General features: G+C 60.4%; 18 protein-coding genes. 4 read left to right on the top strand and 14 right to left on the bottom strand.

What is annotated here, in order from left to right:
* Positions 1 to 6 precede the first annotated feature (6 nt).
* The 10 genes from ACFPU0_RS14400 to argH form a co-directional block, all read right to left on the bottom strand.
* Complete coding sequence (locus ACFPU0_RS14400) at positions 7 to 1,185, bottom strand: MFS transporter (RefSeq protein WP_377693764.1); 1,179 nt, start codon at positions 1,183 to 1,185, stop codon at positions 7 to 9.
* 101 nt (positions 1,186 to 1,286) lie between these two features.
* The gene (locus tag ACFPU0_RS14395) at positions 1,287 to 2,276 is read right to left on the bottom strand and encodes an NAD(P)H-quinone oxidoreductase (protein ID WP_377693763.1); all 990 of its coding nucleotides are present in this window, start codon (positions 2,274 to 2,276) and stop codon (positions 1,287 to 1,289) included.
* A gap of 34 nt (positions 2,277 to 2,310) precedes the next feature.
* Positions 2,311 to 3,171: a transporter substrate-binding domain-containing protein gene (locus ACFPU0_RS14390; RefSeq protein WP_377693762.1), complete on the bottom strand. Its 861-nt coding sequence runs from the start codon at positions 3,169 to 3,171 to the stop codon at positions 2,311 to 2,313.
* Between the two features lie 181 nt (positions 3,172 to 3,352).
* Positions 3,353 to 4,714, bottom strand: coding sequence for an MmgE/PrpD family protein (locus tag ACFPU0_RS14385; RefSeq protein ID WP_377693761.1), 1,362 nt, complete (start codon positions 4,712 to 4,714; stop codon positions 3,353 to 3,355).
* Complete coding sequence (locus tag ACFPU0_RS14380; RefSeq protein WP_377693760.1) at positions 4,711 to 5,610, bottom strand: polysaccharide deacetylase family protein; 900 nt, start codon at positions 5,608 to 5,610, stop codon at positions 4,711 to 4,713. The genes ACFPU0_RS14385 and ACFPU0_RS14380 overlap by 4 nt, the downstream gene beginning before the upstream one ends.
* Positions 5,607 to 6,452 (bottom strand): polysaccharide deacetylase family protein, encoded by an 846-nt coding sequence (locus tag ACFPU0_RS14375; protein WP_377693759.1) that lies wholly within the window; start codon positions 6,450 to 6,452, stop codon positions 5,607 to 5,609. The genes ACFPU0_RS14380 and ACFPU0_RS14375 overlap by 4 nt, the downstream gene beginning before the upstream one ends.
* A gap of 15 nt (positions 6,453 to 6,467) precedes the next feature.
* Complete coding sequence (locus ACFPU0_RS14370; RefSeq protein WP_377693758.1) at positions 6,468 to 7,286, bottom strand: ABC transporter substrate-binding protein; 819 nt, start codon at positions 7,284 to 7,286, stop codon at positions 6,468 to 6,470.
* 33 nt (positions 7,287 to 7,319) lie between these two features.
* Complete coding sequence (locus tag ACFPU0_RS14365) at positions 7,320 to 8,084, bottom strand: amino acid ABC transporter ATP-binding protein (protein WP_377693803.1); 765 nt, start codon at positions 8,082 to 8,084, stop codon at positions 7,320 to 7,322.
* A 26-nt stretch (positions 8,085 to 8,110) separates the two neighbouring features.
* Positions 8,111 to 8,989: an amino acid ABC transporter permease gene (locus ACFPU0_RS14360; protein ID WP_377693757.1), complete on the bottom strand. Its 879-nt coding sequence runs from the start codon at positions 8,987 to 8,989 to the stop codon at positions 8,111 to 8,113.
* Positions 8,990 to 9,083: 94 nt separating this feature from the next.
* On the bottom strand, positions 9,084 to 10,511 hold the full coding sequence (gene argH, locus ACFPU0_RS14355; RefSeq protein ID WP_377693756.1) for an argininosuccinate lyase: 1,428 nt from the start codon (positions 10,509 to 10,511) through the stop codon (positions 9,084 to 9,086).
* A 308-nt stretch (positions 10,512 to 10,819) separates the two neighbouring features.
* Between argH and ACFPU0_RS14350 the strand changes: the two genes are divergently transcribed.
* Positions 10,820 to 11,785: a LysR family transcriptional regulator gene (locus tag ACFPU0_RS14350; RefSeq protein ID WP_377693755.1), complete on the top strand. Its 966-nt coding sequence runs from the start codon at positions 10,820 to 10,822 to the stop codon at positions 11,783 to 11,785.
* A 368-nt stretch (positions 11,786 to 12,153) separates the two neighbouring features.
* On the opposite strand, the gene ACFPU0_RS14345 is transcribed toward ACFPU0_RS14350, so the two are convergent.
* Complete coding sequence (locus tag ACFPU0_RS14345) at positions 12,154 to 13,125, bottom strand: LysR substrate-binding domain-containing protein (RefSeq protein ID WP_377693754.1); 972 nt, start codon at positions 13,123 to 13,125, stop codon at positions 12,154 to 12,156.
* A gap of 136 nt (positions 13,126 to 13,261) precedes the next feature.
* On the opposite strand from ACFPU0_RS14345, the gene ACFPU0_RS14340 reads away from it, so the two are divergent.
* From ACFPU0_RS14340 to ACFPU0_RS14330, 3 genes are all read left to right on the top strand, one after another.
* Positions 13,262 to 13,693 carry a nuclear transport factor 2 family protein gene (locus tag ACFPU0_RS14340; RefSeq protein WP_377693753.1) on the top strand — a complete coding sequence of 144 codons (432 nt, stop codon included), beginning with the start codon at positions 13,262 to 13,264 and terminating at the stop codon, positions 13,691 to 13,693.
* Positions 13,694 to 13,783: 90 nt separating this feature from the next.
* Positions 13,784 to 14,467 (top strand): type 1 glutamine amidotransferase domain-containing protein, encoded by a 684-nt coding sequence (locus ACFPU0_RS14335; RefSeq protein WP_280365100.1) that lies wholly within the window; start codon positions 13,784 to 13,786, stop codon positions 14,465 to 14,467.
* Positions 14,468 to 14,541: 74 nt separating this feature from the next.
* On the top strand, positions 14,542 to 14,838 hold the full coding sequence (locus ACFPU0_RS14330; protein WP_377693752.1) for a putative quinol monooxygenase: 297 nt from the start codon (positions 14,542 to 14,544) through the stop codon (positions 14,836 to 14,838).
* Positions 14,839 to 14,879: 41 nt separating this feature from the next.
* Here the strand turns inward: ACFPU0_RS14330 and ACFPU0_RS14325 are convergent, their stop codons facing one another.
* The 3 genes from ACFPU0_RS14325 to ACFPU0_RS14315 all read right to left on the bottom strand — a co-directional run bounded on the left by ACFPU0_RS14325 (position 14,880) and on the right by ACFPU0_RS14315 (position 18,239).
* Entirely contained in the window at positions 14,880 to 16,142 is a 1,263-nt protein-coding gene (locus ACFPU0_RS14325; RefSeq protein ID WP_377693751.1) for an OprD family porin, read from the bottom strand.
* A gap of 124 nt (positions 16,143 to 16,266) precedes the next feature.
* A complete protein-coding gene (locus ACFPU0_RS14320; RefSeq protein ID WP_377693750.1) occupies positions 16,267 to 17,913 on the bottom strand; it encodes a cation acetate symporter in 1,647 nt (548 codons plus the stop codon).
* Positions 17,910 to 18,239, bottom strand: a complete 330-nt coding sequence (locus ACFPU0_RS14315; protein WP_377693749.1) for a DUF485 domain-containing protein — start codon at positions 18,237 to 18,239, stop codon at positions 17,910 to 17,912. Before ACFPU0_RS14315 ends, ACFPU0_RS14320 begins: the two co-directional genes overlap by 4 nt.
* Positions 18,240 to 18,306: the final 67 nt, after the last annotated feature.

The following is an 18,306-nucleotide window of genomic DNA, read 5'->3' as shown; positions in this document are numbered from 1 at the left end:
AGTCGGTCAAGTCTTCGCGCGGACTCGCCTTCCGGTTTCGAAACAGAGCAAACCACCCAATGCGGAAAGCCCCATCAAGGCAAGGAACATGCTGGCGGGTATGGCATAGGTCAGGAGGTACCCGCACAGAATAGGGCTGAGTGCCCCACCAAGGGCTGCCAGGTTCTGGGCACCGTAGTAGCTGCCACGCAGATGCTCTGGCGCGATGGTGTCAATAAAAAGGTATTCGGCAGGCAGTACGATCATTTCACCAAGCGTGAAAACGAACATCGCCAAGCACCAGCTCACCATGTTCTCGGCGTACATGAAGCCCAGCAGACCGCTGATGAACAACGCCGAGCCGATACCCATCCAGAACGCCAGGTGCTCCCGCTTAAGCAGGCGGCCGAACTGGTACTGCAGGACAATCACCGTAATCGCGTTGCAGGCCAGTACTGCAGAGAGAATCTGCATGGCTTCCTCGGATGGATAGCCAACCAGCAGGTACTGCGACAGATAGATAGTGAATCGACCATGGACCACAGCATTGAGCAGGCTACCCAGGGTGAACAGGATCAGGGTGCGGTCGTTTCTGAGCGTGGCCAACGCAGCCAGGAAGCTTGGTGGCTGGGTCTGAGTGGCAGCCGCTGAACGCTGGCTGGGCGGCACTGCGCTCATTAGGAAAACACTTAGAAAGGCGACGGCGCTAGCGGTCCAGAAAGGTGCCATGGGTTGAGCGCCGGCAAGGACTACGCCAAGCATCGGGCCAGTGGCGTATCCGATGTTGGTCAGGGTGTAGCGGAAGGAGAAGGCTTTCGCCCGCTGCTCGATGGGAAGGTTATCGCTAAGGATGGCCTTGGAGCCTATGACGAACAGTGCTGCGGCTGATTCGGTGATGACCAAGGTCAGCGTTGCCAGATACAGATTGCTGGCAAAGGTCAGCAGAAGGAACCCGATTGAACTGGAAAGCATCGCTAGGATAAGCAGCCGGCGTTTCTCAAAACGGTCCACTACATAACCGCCATACAGGCCAAGCAATGTGCCGGTAAAGGCGGCAATCCCCACCAGGAGCCCAACGTCTTTCTGCTCAAGCCCAAGTTGGGTACTGATGAAGAGCACTAGCAAAGGACTGGTAATGGCCCGGCTGATAACGATCATCAGCGAGCACACCATCAGGCGGCGAATGACAAGCGAGTAAGTAGTCACAGAGATCCTGTCTGTCCTGGACATTCTGCGGGCACGGGTGTGGGAGTTAACTCAATGCATGGCCTCGTAAACGAGGCCATGCATACGTGATTGCGTGCGGCTTATCGGCCGGACATGCGAATCACGATTTTCCCGATGTGGCCGCCTGCTTCCATGTGCCGATGGGCTTCAACGATGTCTTCGAAGCTAAACACCTCGTCGATCACCGGCTTGACCCGTCCGGCTTCAATATGCGGCCACACGTCACGAAGCACGCCCGCGACGATGACTTGCTTGGCCGCCAACGAACGGTCCCGTAGGGATGTCGTATGCAGGGACGCGCGCTTGCCCATCATCTTGCCGAGATGGACAGGCGCTTCCCGCCCGCTTTGCAGTCCAATGATCACCAGGCGGCCATCCTGGCCCAGGGCATCGATGTTGCGGCCTAGGTATTCAGCCCCCATGTTGTCGAGGATTACATCGACACCCGCGCCATCGGTGGCTTGCCGAACAACAACCTCGAAGTCCTGGCAGTGATAGTCAATGACCAGGTCCGCCCCAAGCTCCGTGCAACGCTGGCGTTTGGTTGCCGAGCCGGCAGTGGTGAACACGCGTGCACCCCACTGACGAGCCAACTGAATGGCGAGGGAGCCGACGCCACCAGCACCGCCGTGAACCAGGAAAACTTCCCCCCGCTTCAGCCGACCGATGTCATACACGTTTGACCAAACGGTGCAGACAGCCTCCGGCAGCGCGGCCGCTTCGGTCATATCCAGTCCTTTGGGGCACGGCATGACCTGAGTCGCAGGCACCACAGCACGTTCGGCATAACCTCCACCAGCGAGCAATGCGCAGACCTGGTCGCCGACCCTCCAGCCTGTTACCTCGGGGCCGATCTCTGCGATGGTGCCGGAAACCTCCAGGCCCAGCACGATTTCGGCGTCTCCACTCACCAAGCCGTAGGTCCCGCGACGCTGCAGCAGGTCTGCGTAATTGAGTGCCGTTGCGTGCACATCAATGAGCACTTCGCCTGCACCGGGCTTCGGATCTGGACGCTCAACGAACGTCAAGACTTCCGGGCCTCCAGTTTGTTCAAATATCGCGACCTTCACGATGGGTTTCCTTGTCTGATAGGGAATGGTGCAATCATTCGCCGCTATTGATGGTCACTTTCGACACGGCTTGGCTTTCCAGCCCGTACTTCGAGAGCGCCTGTTGGTAGTCGCCATTTTTGAGGAGCTGTTCCAACGCGTCGGCCATCAGATCACGCATCTCGTTGTCGCCCTTGGCTACGGCCAGACCGAGGAGTTGTTGAGAGATGGGCCTGCCCACGGGGACGTAGGTGTTGGGTTCCTGCTTCATGAGGTAACTGACGTACTCAGGGCCGAGCACGGCTGCGTCGAGTCGAGCTTGCTTGAGGTCGACGCGGGTCGCGGTAGCACCGGAAATCCCCATGACCTCGGCAGCCGGCTTGCCGTTAGCGGAGCAGTCGCGCTCGCTCCAGGATTGGGTCTCGCCGTAGAAGCTCGTGGAGCGCGGGGTACCGATCTTCTTGCCGCAGAAGTTCGTGACGTCGGAGGCGGATTGAGCATTGGCAGCCGTGGTGAACATCTGCGCGCCAGTGGTCAGGTAGTTGACGAAGGTCAATTTCTCACGCCGAGAAGGAAGGTCGCTCATGGCGGTGCCGATCACATCGATGCGGCCGGTGGTCACGGAGGCCATGAGCTGCTCGAAACTCATTTCCTCGAACTTGATCGGCAGGCCGATCTCTTTACCGAGGGCATTGACCAGGTCGACGTTGAAACCTACCCGCTCATTGGTTGCCGGGTCCTTGTAGGCCATGGGAGGGTAGGTAGATTCGATCCCCACCAACAGATAACCACGCTCCTTGACCTTGGATGGTACTTCCAGCGAGGCGGCATTGACCTCTGCCATGCAAAGCCCGAGGAGGGCTGCCAGGGAACCGATCCGTACTGCGACATTCAGGGTGCTACGTGCGTTCGTCATTGGGTAATGTCCTTTCTTTTCTTGTGATTGGTTAGGCGATTACTTCTTGTTGGCCAGACGGCCGATACGTACTGCAAGCGAAGCTCCTGGGCAGATTCGCCTTACGCGTCCATGCACAAGGCCCTCCGGCGCGGTTTTCACGCGCTGGAAACTCTGGTTCCACTGTTTGAGTGCTGTTGCGCTATGCGGCCGAGAGCAACTCGGGTAGCTGTTCGGTGGAGGACACGTTTTCCAGTGTCAGGAGAAGCTTGGCCAACTCAGCGACCCTGGCAGGTGGGAGCACGCGGTTCGCCAGGCTGTAGAATTTGTCCAGCAGTGCCTCGTCGCTAATGGGATTAGCGGGCGCACCAAGTGCCACTTCAACGCACAGGCTGGCCTCGCGACCGTCGTGAGTACGCAGGGTGACGATAGGCTCACCGTCTTCGGACAGTGTCGGGTTCACCTCAAGGTGGATGCGCTCGAACCAGGAAGCAATTGCCGGATTCTCTCGGCACTCGTCTTCGTAGGCATCCAGCCCTGCGTGGCCAAAGGTGAGCCTCGCCGCCAATGCATACGGCAGACTCATCTGCGCCGAGGCCAGCGTCTCGATGCGGTTATGGCCGCACATGTCCTTGAGGAAGCTGCACATTTCCACGCGGATTTCGGCTACCTGGTCCGGCGTGATGTCCAGCTTCTCCATCAGCAATCCCACGGCATCGATTGCGGCATGGGTGCCCCGGCACGATGCATAGGGTTTGATAGAGCAACGCGCCAGTTTCCAGATTTCACCCAGGGTTTCGTCCAGGGCTTGTGGCTCGGCGTCGTCTCCCGCCAGGGTCTTGAGGAACCCACCCCATACATCGTCGAAGAGGTAAGACGGTCCGGTGATCCCTTGCTGCGCCAGCATGACGGCGAGCAAACCACCCTCTGCCGCACGGCCGGTATGCAGCTTCTTGGTCTGGGAGCCGTCGTGGATGAATGCCCACAGGCCGCCACTGAAACTGCCAGCGATACCCAGTGCGGAGAGGGTCTGCGCCTGGTCCAGCCCGAATATGCGTGCGCATGCCGCCGCGGCGCCGAACACACCGCAAGTGGCGGTCGAGTGCCACCCTGCACCGTTGTGCGCGGAGTAGCTGCCGCAGGCTTCGAGCACACGCCGGCCGATTTCGTAGCCGATGACCACGGCCACCAGCAATTCCTTCCCGGAAATTGCCTTGCCACTGGCCTGCAACGCTGCCATCACGGCGGGCAGAACAACCGCGCCGGAATGGTCGCAGCCGCCGGCATCGTCCAGTTCTAGGGCGTGTGCGGCAATACCATTCAACAGGGCAGCATTGCGCGGAGTGGCGCGATGGTTGGTGCCCCACAGCACGGTATCGCCTGGCGCTTCGTGCTGTACGCAAAGCTGGTAGGAGGCTTTGAATATGTCGCTATCGGCGCCCGCCAGGGTCGCTCCGAAGGTATCCAGAATGTGCCGTTTGGCTTTCTCGACCAGAGAAGGGGGAAGGTCGTCGAAGTGGGTCTCGACCACGAAACGGACCATTTTTTGGAAGCGTGCAGTCACAGTTGATGCTCCGTGGTATGGCCGGCGTACACAACGGTCGGATGATCGTCGGGTAGTGCGGGGCCGGATTGTGTCCACCACTGCGCCACCTCTTCTGCAGTGGCGATCCAGACATCCGGATGCTGCTGAATGCCTTCGAGAAGTTCGCGCAGCAGCCCGATACGGCCGGGGGTGCCAATGATCTCGGGATGCAAGCGCAGTACGTAGCAGAGGCCATAGCGGTGGAACCCGGCGAAGTCCATCTGCATGTTCTTCAGGGTGTGGCTGTAGGAGGCAATGCGCGATTGCGCCGGGGGTACCGCCGGACTGAGGTTGAAGGCGAAATAGGGTTCGTCCTCCAGCTCGTAGTGAAGGGGTAGTTCGATCAATGGCGCGCCGCCGGCAGCCGGCTGCAAGTGCGTAAAGGGCAGGTCATCGCCACGCAGGGATGACGACCAGAGCATGCCTTGGCGGCGCATGGCCTCGGGAAAACCAGGTGCCCAATTGCCCGCGGGTAGACGGAAACCACGTGGCTTGCGACCGGTGAGGCTGGTCAGCACGCTGCAGCCGCGATCCAGTTCAGCCTCCTGTTCAGCGAGGCTGAGCAAGTCGTAGTCCTGGTGCCGGTAACCGGCACAGGCGATCTCGTGTCCGCCTTTGACAATCGCATCGATCTGATCGGGATTCTCCTCGGCGACTATGCCGGGAATGCACCAGGAGCTGCGTACGTTCAGGTCCGTCAGGGTATCCAGCAGGCGGGCGACGCCACGAGTGGTGCCATAACGCCAGACGGACAATGTCTTGTCGCGGCCAGCTACCGCAGGTGCCTGGGTGAGAATGCCGTGGGTGTCGTTGTAGTCAACGGTTACCACCACCGCGCAGCGATAGGGAGTGGGCCAGATTGGCAGGTCAGTCATTGCCATGACTCCTTCAGAGTCCAGTGCGCAACATCGCGGCAGGTGGCGAACCACACATCGTCACGTTTACGCATATGCTCGAAGAGGCGCTCCAGAAGCAGGAGCCTGCCGGGCTTACCGGTAATCTTCGGATGGAACAGGGTGGTCAGGCACAACCCTTCGTCCATGGCGCCGTCAAATTCGCGGCACCAGTTATCGAGGGTCAGTTCATAGCTGGCCGTGCGGTCCAGCCCGGAAGGGAAGTTCGGCCCCTTGGTGTAAGCCAGGGAGGCATAGTCGTCGAGCTCCCAGTGGCCCGGGATTTCCACCAGCGGCCGGGAGTGTCCGGCGACGTTGACCAGATAGGGGCGATCATCGCCGCGCATGCTGCTGGAGTAGATCACCCCAGCGTCCAGCAGCATTCCGGGTGTATGGGTGTGCCAATCTCCGGACGGTGTGCGGAATCCTTCAGCGCGGATACCCAGAACCTCCCAGAAGACTTCCCGACACTTCTCCATTACCTGGCGCTGCTCCTCCAGTTCCAGCGCATAGAAAGATTCATGTTTGTAACCGTGGTAGGCGACCTCATGTCCCCGCTCCACGATCGCCTGGCACTGACGGGGCCAGTTCTCCACCACCCATGCGGGCACGAAGAATGTTGCCGGGATGCGAACAGCGTCGAGCAGGTCGAGGATTCGTGGCAGAGCGCGATAAGGGTCGTAAGCGCCGAAGCCGAAGTACTCTGGCTTGCGCCAGATCGATCCGTCGAGCATCGCATCGCCAGTCGGGCCGTCGACGTCGAAGGCCAGGGCCATGCAGGCCCGGCTTTTGCCGGGCCAATTGGGCGTGGTCGAGGGGGACATGAGCGCGCTCCTGGGTTATTTGCCGTTGATGGTCACGCGCTCGATCGCGCCTTCCTCAAGGCCCCATTTCTTCAGGATGGCCTGATAACTGCCATCGGCGATCATGCTCTGCAGAGCGGCCGCTACGGCCTGGGCCAGTTCGGGGTTGGCATTGCTCACTCCGAGGCCGGTCAACTGCGAGGTGATCGGCGTTCCCACGGGTTTGAAGGTGTCCTTCTCCAGGGACATGATGTATGGCAGTGTTTCGCTGCCTTGCATGGCCGCATCTAGGCGGCGCTGGCGAAGCTGGGCACGGGCATCGGCGCTGCCTTCGGAGCCGACCACGATCACGGCCGGCTTGCCTGCGGCTTCGCAATTGGCCTTGCTCCAAGCGGCGATGTCAGCCGGGAACGTGGTGCGTCGGCTGGTGCCCACTTTCTTGCCGCAGAGGTCGGTACTCTCATTGACGTCAGTACGACTCTGCAGCGTGTAGAACTGCGGGCCGCTGGTGAAGTAGTTAACGAAGGTGACCGCTTTCTGCCGCTCCACGGTGTCGGTCATGCCGGAGAGGATGATGTCGACACGCTTGGTGGTCAGCGCGCTGACCATCTGCTCGAAGGCGGTTTCCTGCCATTTGATTTTCACGCCCAGGCGCTCGGCCAATGCATTGCCCAGCTCGTAATCGAGACCGGTGAGCTCGTTGGTGGCCGGGTCCTTGAAATCCATGGGTGGGTAGTTGGGCATGATCGCCGCAACGATTTCGCCTTTTTCCTTGATGGCTGCCGGGAGTTCTGCGGATGCCTGCGCGGAAACGGCAAGGCCCATCAGTACAGAGGAGAGGATCAGCTTTTTCATGGACGTTCGTTCTCTTGAGATTGTTATTGGCGCCTAGGCGCGAACGGCAGAAATGAAGTTTTGGGTTCTTGGGTTTTGTGGGGTCAACAGGACTTCTTCGGGGCTTCCTGCTTCCACGACTTGGCCGCCATCCATGAACACCACGCGGTTGGAAACCTCGCGGGCGAAACCCAGTTCGTGGGTCACAACGACCATGGTCATCCCGCTTTTGGCGAGGTCACGCATGACCGAGAGCACCTCACCGACCAGTTCCGGGTCGAGTGCGGAGGTGGGTTCGTCGAACAACATCAGCTTCGGCCGCATGGCCAGGGCCCGGGCGATGGCAACACGCTGCTGTTGACCGCCGGAAAGCTGGATGGGGTAGTGATTACGCTTGTCGGCCAGGCCCACGCGGGCCAGCAGTTCGACGGCGGCTTCGGTGGCTTCCTTGGGCGAGCGTTTGAGCACTTGGCAGGGGCCTTCGATGATGTTCTCCAGCACAGTCATGTGCGGGAACAGGTTGAAGCGCTGGAAGACCATGCCGGTGGCCAGACGCTGGCGGGCGATCTGGGTCTCGTTCAACTCGTAGAGCTTGCGGCCTACCATCCGATAGCCAACCAGTTCACCGTCTACCCAGAGACCGCCGCTATCGACTTTCTCCAACTGGTTGATGCAGCGCAGGAAGGTGCTCTTGCCCGACCCGGAAGGACCGATGACGCAGAGGACTTCGCCTTGCTCGATCTCCAGATTGATGTCTTTGAGGGCGTGGAAATCGCCGTAGTATTTGTTCAGGCCGACAGCCTTGACGATGCTTCTCATGGGGATATCTCTCACAACGTGGGCGATCAAGAGCGCTTGCCTGCGCCTTTGGCGAAGTAGCGTTCCAGTCGGCTCTGGCCGAACGACAGGACGGTGACGACGGCGAGGTACCAGATACCCGCGACGATCAGCAGCTCCATAACGCGCGCGTTGGCGTAGTAGATGTTCTGGGCGTTGTGCAGCAACTCGGAGTACTGGATAACGCTGGCAAGACTGGTCATCTTCACCATGCCGATGAACTCGTTGCCTACCGGCGGGATGATGATCCGCATGGCCTGGGGCAGGATGATTCGCTTGAGCGACTGCAGGCGAGGCATGCCAATGGACTTGGCCGCTTCATACTGGCCCGTGTCGACAGACAGCAGGCCGGCACGCACCACTTCGGCGGTGTAGGCCCCCTGGTTGATGCTCAGGCCGAGAAGGGCCGCGACGAAGGGCGTCATCAAGGTCACGGTCTCGACCTCGAAGAGGCCCGGAATGCTGATGACTGGGAAGATCAGAGCCAAGTTGAACCACAGCAGCAGCTGCAGAATCAGCGGCGTGCCGCGAAACAGCCAGGTATAGGCCAGGGCGACGTATTGAAGGATGGGGTTGTGCGACATGCGCATGATCGCAGTGACGACCCCGAAGATGACCCCAAGGACCATGGCCAGGACGGACATGACGATGGTGTTCAGCAGGCCGAAGAGGATCGCTTCGGATGTCAGGAACTGGCCGACGTAGGACCACTCGATCTGTCCTTTGGCGAAGGCGTGTCCGAGGCCGATCAGCAGGACCACGATCAGAGTGGCGAAGAACATGCGGCCGTAGTAACGGCGCGGCACATGTTCGTACTGAGCGATGTCGAACTCGTTTTCAAGTTGCTTGCGCTCGGCGGCAAGGCGCTGTGCTTGTAATTGGCTCATGGTGTTGCTCCGAAGGCGGCGCGAAAGCGCTGCGGCTTATCGGTCGATCTGGAAAGCGCGCCATTCATCAGGGCACGCTTCGTTCAGGCAAGGCTCAGGTACGCGGGCCGGAGTAGTTGGCAGTCCACTCGCGCTGGCGTTCCAGGGCCGCCTGCAGTCGGGTGATCTGCTCTCGGACGCGCTCCGGAGCCGTCCCGCCCCAGCCACTGCGCGCGGCAATGGCCGCCTCCAGGGTCAGGCTGTCACGCACATCCGCCGTCAGACGCGAATCGATATCTGCCAGGGTTGCGGGACTGGCTTCCCACAGCTCGATGTCTTGCTCCTCACAGGCACGTACCAGTGCGCCGGTGATCTCGTGGGCTTCCTTGAAGGGCACGCCTCGTACCGCCAGCCAATCGGCAACCTCGGTCGCCAAGGTGAAGCCAAGCGGCGCCTGGCGACGCATCTCGTCCGTACGAACGCGCATGGTGCGGACCATGCCGGCCATGGCGGGCAGGACAAGACCCAAGGTTTCGAGGGTGTCCAGGACCTCGTTCTTGTCTTCGGCAAGATCGCGGTTGTAGGACAGCGGCAGGGATTTCAGCGTGGACAGCAGCCCGGTCAGATTGCCAATCAGACGGCCAGCCTTGCCGCGGGACAGTTCAGCAATATCGGGGTTCTTCTTCTGCGGCATGATTGAACTGCCGGTCGCATAGGCGTCATCCAGATCAACCCAGCGGAACTGGCGAGAGGACCACAGGCAGAACTCCTCCGACAGGCGGGAGATGTTGATGCCCAGCATGGCGGTCACGAACAGGAACTCGGCGACGTGGTCACGGCTGGCCACCGCATCGATGGAGTTTTCACAGGGGGCGGTGAATCCCATCTCTACAGCGGACTGCTGGGGTTGGCGGGCGATGGCCGAGCCGGCCATAGCAGCAGCGCCCAGCGGCGACAGCCTGGTGCGCGCGTCCCAGTCGGCCAGGCGCTGAACATCGCGCAGCATGGCTTGCGAATGGGCCAGCAGTTGGTGGGCAAAGGTGATGGGCTGGGCCTGCTGGAGGTGTGTGAAGCCGGGGCAGATGGTCTCGATATGCTGTTCGGCCTGCTCCACCAGTGCATCCTGAAGGTCCAGGACCTGTACGGCCAACTTGCGGGCATGGTCACGCAGGAAAAGGCGCAGGTCGTTGGAGGCTTGGTCATTTCGAGAGCGACCGGCACGGAGCTTGCCGCCCAAAGCGCCCAGCCGTTCGGTCAGCACGCGCTCGAGGAAGGTATGCACGTCCTCGTCGTCCTTTGTGGGGCTGATGCGGCCGGCGCGGAAGTCTGCATCGATGCTGTCGATCGCTGCCAGCATGCGCTGGGTTTCAGGCTCGTCCAGCAGCCCTGCGCGTTGCAGTTCGCGAGCATGCGCCCGGGATCCGGCGAGGTCGTATGGAGCCAGTTGGAAGTAGCGTTCGGGGCAGCGCGAGAGGGCCGCGAGCGCTTCGGACGGGCCACTCTTGAAACGGGCGCCCCAAAGGCGATCAGTAGGTTGAGTCATTGTTGTTTTTCCTCGCATTTTTCGATTTAGAACGGGTGTTCCCAAATACTTCGAAGGGCATTTCAGCGCACGCGTGAAGGCTCGAAAGTCACTGACGTAAACTTGTCTTTGGGAAGGATGGGGGTGGAGCGAAGTTCCTGTCTCTTTGGGCAGGATAAAACTTAGAAAATTCAGTCAGTTGCGACTGAAATCCCGGATTGGATGTGTGTTGCAAAGAGCCGTTGTATGTGTTCATGATGATTGGGCCGGCTGATTTCTTGTTGTGGAACCTAGCCTGTTGAATACCGATCGCGAGGTAAATAATCATCATGGAAACCTCACTTTCCACATCCGGAAACCTGCCCAGCAAGACAAGAATCAGAGCGCCCATGGCGCTAAGCGGCCAGGACTTCAAACTCCTGAAAGTGTTTAAGGCTGTCGTGGAAGCCGGCGGCTTCAGTGCGGCACAAAACGAGCTTAATGTTGGCCTGGCAGCTATCAGCAAACAGATTTCTGACCTTGAAATCCGCATCGGAATGCGCCTCTGCAGTCGAGGCCGTGAGGGTTTCAGCCTGACTGACGAGGGTCAGATGGTCTATCAGGCGTCCATTGACCTGTTCAACTCGGTTGAGAGTTTTAGAGACAGGATAAGTTGTGCACAGAATGAGTTAATAGGCGATCTCAGCATTGGCGCTATCGACAACACGATATTTGATGCAACTTCGCCGCTAATACCTGCGCTTCAGTTAATAAATGATGAGGCTCCCAGGGTGAGAATACGCCTAAGTGTCTCTCAATTGGATGAGGTTGAGCGGGGAGTTTTTGAGGGAAGGTTCGTGGCAGGCATCGTGCCGGTCTATCAAAAGCGAGAAGAATTTGATTACTTTGAGATGTACCAAGAGCAATCAAATTTGTATTGCGGCGTTGGTCACGAGTTGTTTGATCGGCCAGCCGAAGAGATAGACACGGAACACTTAAAAGACTTTAACTTCGTCAATCATCGCTATGCGATTCACTCTGCCAAGAGAGAGTTTTTCGACTCCGAAAACATCAGCACTTCAGCCACGCAGGTCGAAGCTGTTGCAATATTGATTCTCACAGGTAGGTTTATCGGTTTTCTGCCATGCCAGTATGCGGCTCAGCTGGTCAAGGACGGGCGTTTGAAGGCGATTCGCCCTGATGCTGTCAGCCTCCAGACCCCTTTCAGCCTGATATTGCGTCACAACACGCCGCGAAGCCCTCTGATCAAAGCCTTTGCTGATGCTATGAAGATAGATCTCAAGCGTACCCCCTGAATGCGAGGCATGGCGAAACAGTATTGTGTTAGCGCCGCTGGGGTGACCTCTTTGAATCCCACGATTAGCAGCAAGGGACTTATATCGAGCAAGCGTGCGAAAAAAACACGTTGGTGTGATCGACAAGGCTGGAGATCACGCTCTTTTAGTGAATTGGTGATTCGGTACAGGTTGTCCAGCCTGAAGTCTTTAAGGTCGGATGGCGCTGTCCGAATCGGCCGCAAGTAGCCACTGGTAAGCGGCAGCTTTTGGCCGATATCAGCCTCCATGACAGGCAGCTATCGGCCAAAAGCGGACTACTACGTAAGGTTGGGGGGCCGACCGGAAAGAGGCTTTTGGCCGGATTCGCCCGCCAAGTTCAACGCTATCTAGAGCCGAGAGTTAGTTAGAAAGCAGGCATCCTCATCCCCACGCAGTACATATCCTTCGTAGAGGTTTTCGAAGTCGAGTGCTTCAAAGCTGTTTCCCAGGAAGTTGAGCAGCGTCCTGACGGAATGGGGCATCCCGCGGCGCGTGGGGAAGAGGGCATGGACAATACCGCCCTTCGGTCTCCAATCGTCCAGCACGGGCTTCAGTGCGCCGTTGCGGATGTCTTTGAACACCACCAGCTTGGGTAGTTGAACAATGCCGCCGCCCTCCAGTGCGACGCGGCGCAAGGTGATCATGTCGTCGGTGACCAGGCGTGGCGTATGACGCACTGTCGCCTGGATTCCGCCACGGTCTTCCATGTTCCACTCGTATTGGCGCGCGCTGGGTCCCATGTCCAGGCTTGGAAAGCGAGCCAGGTCCGCGAGGCTGCGAGCGGGGCCGACACGCTCGATCAAACCAGGACTGGCGACCAGTTCCTGCGGGCTTGCCGACAGACGTTTCATGGTCAGCCCGCTGTCCTCGAAAGGCGGGAAGCCGACTCGGAGCACGATGTCGAACCCTTCGCGCAACGGATCGACCTGACGATTTGTGCTTTCCAGATGCACCTCTATTTCCGGATAACGGTCCATGAAGCGAGCCAGCATGCCAGCCACCAGGAAATTGAGCAGGGCGGTGGGGCAGGCAACGCGTACCAGTCCACGCGGCGCTGCCTGATTGTTGTCGATCACGGCCTGAGCCGCCTGTGCTCCCTCCAACATCGTCAAGCAGTGTTGGTAGTAGGCCGTGCCGAGATCGGTCACTGAGAACTGACGCGTGGAGCGGTTGATCAAGCGCACTCCGAGACGCTCTTCCAGCGCCGCGAGATGACGGCTCAGCTTCGACTTGGTTACGCCCAATGCGCGGCTGGCGGCACCGATCCCCTGATGATCGACGACTTGGATGAAGTAATAGAGTTCATTCAGGTCATACATCGCGTGGTGTTCCATTTTTGAAATAGTGATTTCTGATCCGGCGTCTACCGAGCAATCGGACCGGCGTCTAAGGTGGCAACTCACCGGTGCGGCCGCCCGGTTTCCTCGAACCGAACAAGCAGTGGGGTCTGGAAAAGTGAAGTCTGCATTGGAGGTCGCACAACTTTTTTTTGCCAGTTATCGGGTCCACGACCTGACACAGATGTTGGCTTGCTTTGCCCCAGAGGGGCGGATCGACTATCTCCCGATCGCGCTGGAGGGGTTCGCAGAAGAGGCCGGGCGCTCGATCTGGTCGGCCTTGATCGAAGTGTTTCCCGATCTCTCCAATGAGATCACTGCAGCCTATCCCTGTGCTGACGGCCGTACCGCGATCCTCGAAGTGACCATCAGCGGCACACAGTCCCGTGATGCCTTTGGTATCCGTAACAAGGGGCGGCAGTTCCATTTGCCCCACGTTTTCATTGTTCGGATCGACGATCACCAGCGGATCAGCCAGATGAAGGCCTACTGGGACAATGCCGCATGGTTCGCCGCCCTTGGTCGAACCAGCTTGGTCGAGACTCCCTGACGCCGAACCGATCCGTACCGCTTCCTGACGGATGGGTCTCTCTGAACGAGGCAGGGCCTGTCCTTCCACAACGCAGCAATGAGGTGTGACATGAGCAAGAAGATGCTGGTGGTGCTGACCAGTTTCCCCAAATACCCAAACCTTGCACGGGCCACAGGCCTTTGGCTGGGTGAGGCCGTTCACTTCGTGAAGAAGGTCGAGGCAGCCGGCTACCAGGTCGACTACGTCAGCCCGAAGGGCGGTTACACGCCTATCGACCCCCACAGCCTGGCAATGGCTGAGGCGGTTGACTGGGAGTGGTACCAGGACAAGGACTTCATGAATCGCCTGGGCTCTACCATGAAGCCAAGCGAGGTCAACCCCGATGATTACGCGGTGATCTACTACGCCGGCGGTCACGGGGTGGTCTGGGACTTCCCCGACAATGAAGAACTGCAGGCGCTGAGCCGTCGCATCTACGAGAACGGCGGCATCGTCTCCTCGGTTTGTCACGGCGCAGTCGGGCTTTTGAACATTGAGCTTTCCGACGGCTCGTTGCTGATCAAGGGCAAGGAAGTCACGGGTTTCTCCAATGCCGAAGAGAAGCTCGCGGAACTGGACAAGTACGTGCCCTACCTGACCGAAGACGAAATGGTGAAACGCGGGGCGATTTACAAGAAGGCCGCCGAACCCTGGCTGCCGTTCGCTGTGGCTGATCAACGGGTCATCACTGGCCAGAACCCTGCGTCTGGCGCACCGGTCGCGGAGCTGGTCCTGAAGGCACTCGCCGGCTAATAGAGGCCCTTGCAAACGCCCCCGCGCCGCCACGCACGGCCGGGGGCGTTCGCTTTTTCCGGAGAAAATTTCCAATGTCTTTTCCGTTGTATGTGATGGCGCAATTCACGGTCAGGCCCGAGGCCGTCAGCGAGATGCTGGAGCTGCTGTGCGAACTCAGCACGCTGACGCGTGGAGAGCCAGGTTGCCTCGAATACGCCTACTACCAGTCCACGGAAGATGCTCTGGAGTTCTGCTCGTTCGAAGTCTGGAAAACAGCGGGCGACGAGGCCGCGCACTGGCAGGCGGAGCACCTGCAGGAAGCCCTGAAGAAGGCTGAGCCGCTGCTGCAGTCCGTGCCGCGCATCATTCGCTCGACCCGCGTCACCTGACTTCCCCGCGCGGGCGGGAATGACCCGCCCGCGCCCTGGGGTTACCAGACTGGCAACGTGTAGCTGAGGATCAGACGGTTGTCGTCCAGGTCGTTGCCGAAGTGGCGAGTGCGTACCGTGGCGTTGCGCCATTTCACGCCGAGGTTCTTCAGCGCTCCGCTCTGGAACACATAGGCGATATCCGTGTTGCGCTCCCATTCCTTGCCATTCGCTTTGCCTGCGCCCAGTTCGATACCGTCGCCGGTGAGGTAACGGGTCATGAACGTCAGCCCTGGTATTCCCATGGCGGCGAAATCGTAGTCGTAGCGCAGCTGCCAGGAACGCTCGTCGCGGTTGGCGAAGTCGCCAAACTGCACGTAGTTGAACAGGAACGGGTCGCTGCCGGCGATGTACGCATAGCCTGTGTCTCCCGCCATGCGCTGGTAGGCCACACCGAGAGAATGGGTGGCGAAGCGGTAGGTCAGCATGGCGCCATAGGCGTCGTTGTCGACATTGCTGCTGCCAGCGTCGTTGGCTCGCGCCACGCGCAGTTCGGTACGTAGCGATTGATGCGGCGAAAGAGCGAGGCTGTGGGTGAGGTTGAGGATGTGCTGACGGTAGAGGTCTTCCAGCTCGCCGTAGTGGTAGGCAGTCGCCAACTGGTTGCTCCACTGGTAGGTGAGGCCGGCAAAGTTGAAAGCGTCGCTCGTCTTGCTGCTTTTCACGCCGATGCCACCGGCGCTGCCATTGCTCACCGTCATGTCCTCGTAGTCCGAGGAATTGCGCTGGTTGACCTGGCTGAGTCGCCCAGCGTCCAGGGTCAGCCCGGCGATTTCCTGGGAAATGAGGTGGCCGCCGCGGAAGGTCTGGGGCAACAGGCGGCCGTCGTTGTAGGCGACCGACGGCAAGCGCGGCTGAAGGGTTCCCAGCTTCAGCAATGTGCGAGAGACCTTGAGCTTGGCGGTCAATCCCAGCTCGGCGTATTCGTCTTGGGCACGGCGGGTTTCCCGGTCCTGCTTGAGCAGTTGGGTGCCACTGCGGTGCGCACCCGAGTCGAGCTTCACGCCGAGCAGTCCCAGTGCGTCGACGCCCACTCCGATGCGGCCTTCGCTGAATCCCGACTCGTAGCGCAACAGGAAGCCCTGGGCCCACTCTTCGGCCTTGGCCTGGGGAGCGCCGTGCTGGCGGAAGTCACGGTTCATGTAGAAGTTGCGTAGTTCCAGACTGGCCTTGCTGTCCTTGGCGAAGTCCGCCAGGGAAAGACCAGGCAAGCCGAAGGCGCCACCGGCCAGAAGCAGGCCGGCGGTGAAGGTGTTGCGATGCATGGTGAGTCCTCTGTTTCTTGTTGTTGGGGTAGGGCGGGAATAAAAAGGACGCGGTCCAAAGGAGCCAGGACCGCGCCACGCTCAACAGCCGGCGACGCGCGGGCGGCGCCGGTGGTGGGGGCTGTCAGTGCGCGGTCGTCCCCGCCATGCCGAGGCCTGTCTCGGCGCGCACGGCCTGGTCGGCGAAGCCCTGGCGGTCCCGCGCGGCCTGCGCGCTGCGGTCGAACCTGGACACCAGCACAATGACCAGGAAGGCCAGTGGCATGGAGAACAGCGCAGGGTGGTCATAGGGGAAGATCGCCTTGTCGTGGCCGAGCACCGTGACCCAGACGGTGGGCGAGAGGATCACCAGCGCCAGTGCGCTGACCAGCCCCGTGAGTCCGCCCCAGATGGCGCCGCGGGTGGTCAGGCCCTGCCAGTACATGGCCATGATCAGCACCGGGAAGTTGGCCGACGCGGCGATGCCGAAGGTGAGGCCGACCAGGAAGGCGATGTTCACCTGCTCGAAGAGAATGCCGAGGGTGATCGCCAGCAGGCCGAGGCCGAGTACGGCCAGGCGCGAGACCCGCATTTCCTGTGCTTCGCTGGCCTGGCCACGCTTGATCACGGTGACGTAGAGGTCGTGCGAGATGGCCGAGGCGCCGGCCAGGGTGAGCCCGGCGACCACCGCGAGAATGGTGGCGAAGGCCACGGCGGAGAGGAAGCCGAGGAACAGGTTGCCGCCCACGGCCTTGGCCAGGTGCATGGCCACCATGTTGCTGCCACCCACCAGGGCGCCGCCCAGCTTGCCGTCGACGAAGTACTGCGGGTCGGTGCCGACGATGACGATGGCGGCGAAGCCGAGCACGCAGACCACCAGGAAGAAGAATCCGATGAAGCCCGAGGCGTAGAACACCGATTTGCGCGCCTCGCGGGCGTTGGGCACGGTGAAGAAGCGCATCAGGATATGCGGCAGGCCGGCCAGGCCGAACACCAGGCCCAGCGCCATGGACGCCACGTTCACCGGGTTCGACAGCATGCTGCCGGGACCCATCAGGTTCCAGCCGCTGGCGTGGCTTTCCACGGCACGGCGCGCCAGGGTTTCCAGGCTGAAGTCGAACTGTGCCAGGGCCATCAGCATCAGGGTGGTGCCGCCGGCCAGCAGCAGGATGGCCTTGGTGATCTGCACCCAGGTGGTGGCGAGCATGCCGCCGAAGACCACGTAGACCAGCATGAGCAGGCCAACCAGCACCACTGCGACGCTGTAGTCCAGGCCGAACAGCAACTTGATCAACTGGCCTGCGCCGACCATCTGCAGCAACAGGTAGCAGCTCACCACCGTCAGCGAGCCGCAGGCCGCTAGGATGCGGATGCGGCGCTGGTCGAGGCGGAAAGAGACGATGTCGGCGAAGGTGTACTTGCCGAGGTTTCGCAGGCGCTCGGCCATCAGGAAGGTCAGCACCGGCCAGCCGATGAAGAAACCGGTGACGTAGATGACTCCGTCATAGCCCTTCGCAAAGATCAGGCTCGAAAGCCCCAGCAGGGTAGAGGCGGACATGTAGTCGCCGGCGATGGCTAGGCCGTTCTGCAAGCCTGTGATGCCGCCGCCAGCGGTGTAGAAGTCGTGGGTGGATTGGGTCCGCCGTGCCGCCCACCAGGTGATCAGCAAGGTGATGGCGACGAACAGGAGGAAGATGCCGATGGCGTGTAGGTTGGGTCCTGGTTGGCCGACTTCGCCGGCCTGCGCGAACAGGGGCAGTGCGGCCAGGCCGCCGATTGACGTGCGCTTCATTCCTGGCTCTCCTCGATGATGCTGTTGCCGAGACGGTCGAAATGGGTGTTGGCACGGTGCACGTACCAGCCGGTCAGCAGCCAGGTCGCCAGGATCAGCAGGGCGCCCAGCGGAATGCCGAGACTGAGGTGGCTGCCGGCGTAGAGCGGCAAGTGCAGGAGGTCCGGCCGTATGGCGGCCACCCCCATGAACAGGAAGTAACTCGCCAGTACCAGCAGCGTGAGCCACCAACTGGTGCGCGAGCGAGTTCGGGTGAGGGCGATGTACCTCGGGTCCTGCCGGATGCGGCGATAGTGTTCGGCGTGGTCTTCGGGTGTGGTGGACATGGTGCCTCCGCTTGTTTTTGTTGTAGGGCTGCCCGTCGACCCGCCTGGGAGGCGGGTCGTGAGGAAG

Source organism: Pseudomonas sp. GCM10022186 (assembly GCF_042656385.1).
GTDB lineage: Bacteria > Pseudomonadota > Gammaproteobacteria > Pseudomonadales > Pseudomonadaceae > Metapseudomonas.
This window is presented reverse-complemented; position numbering and strand designations above follow the sequence as displayed.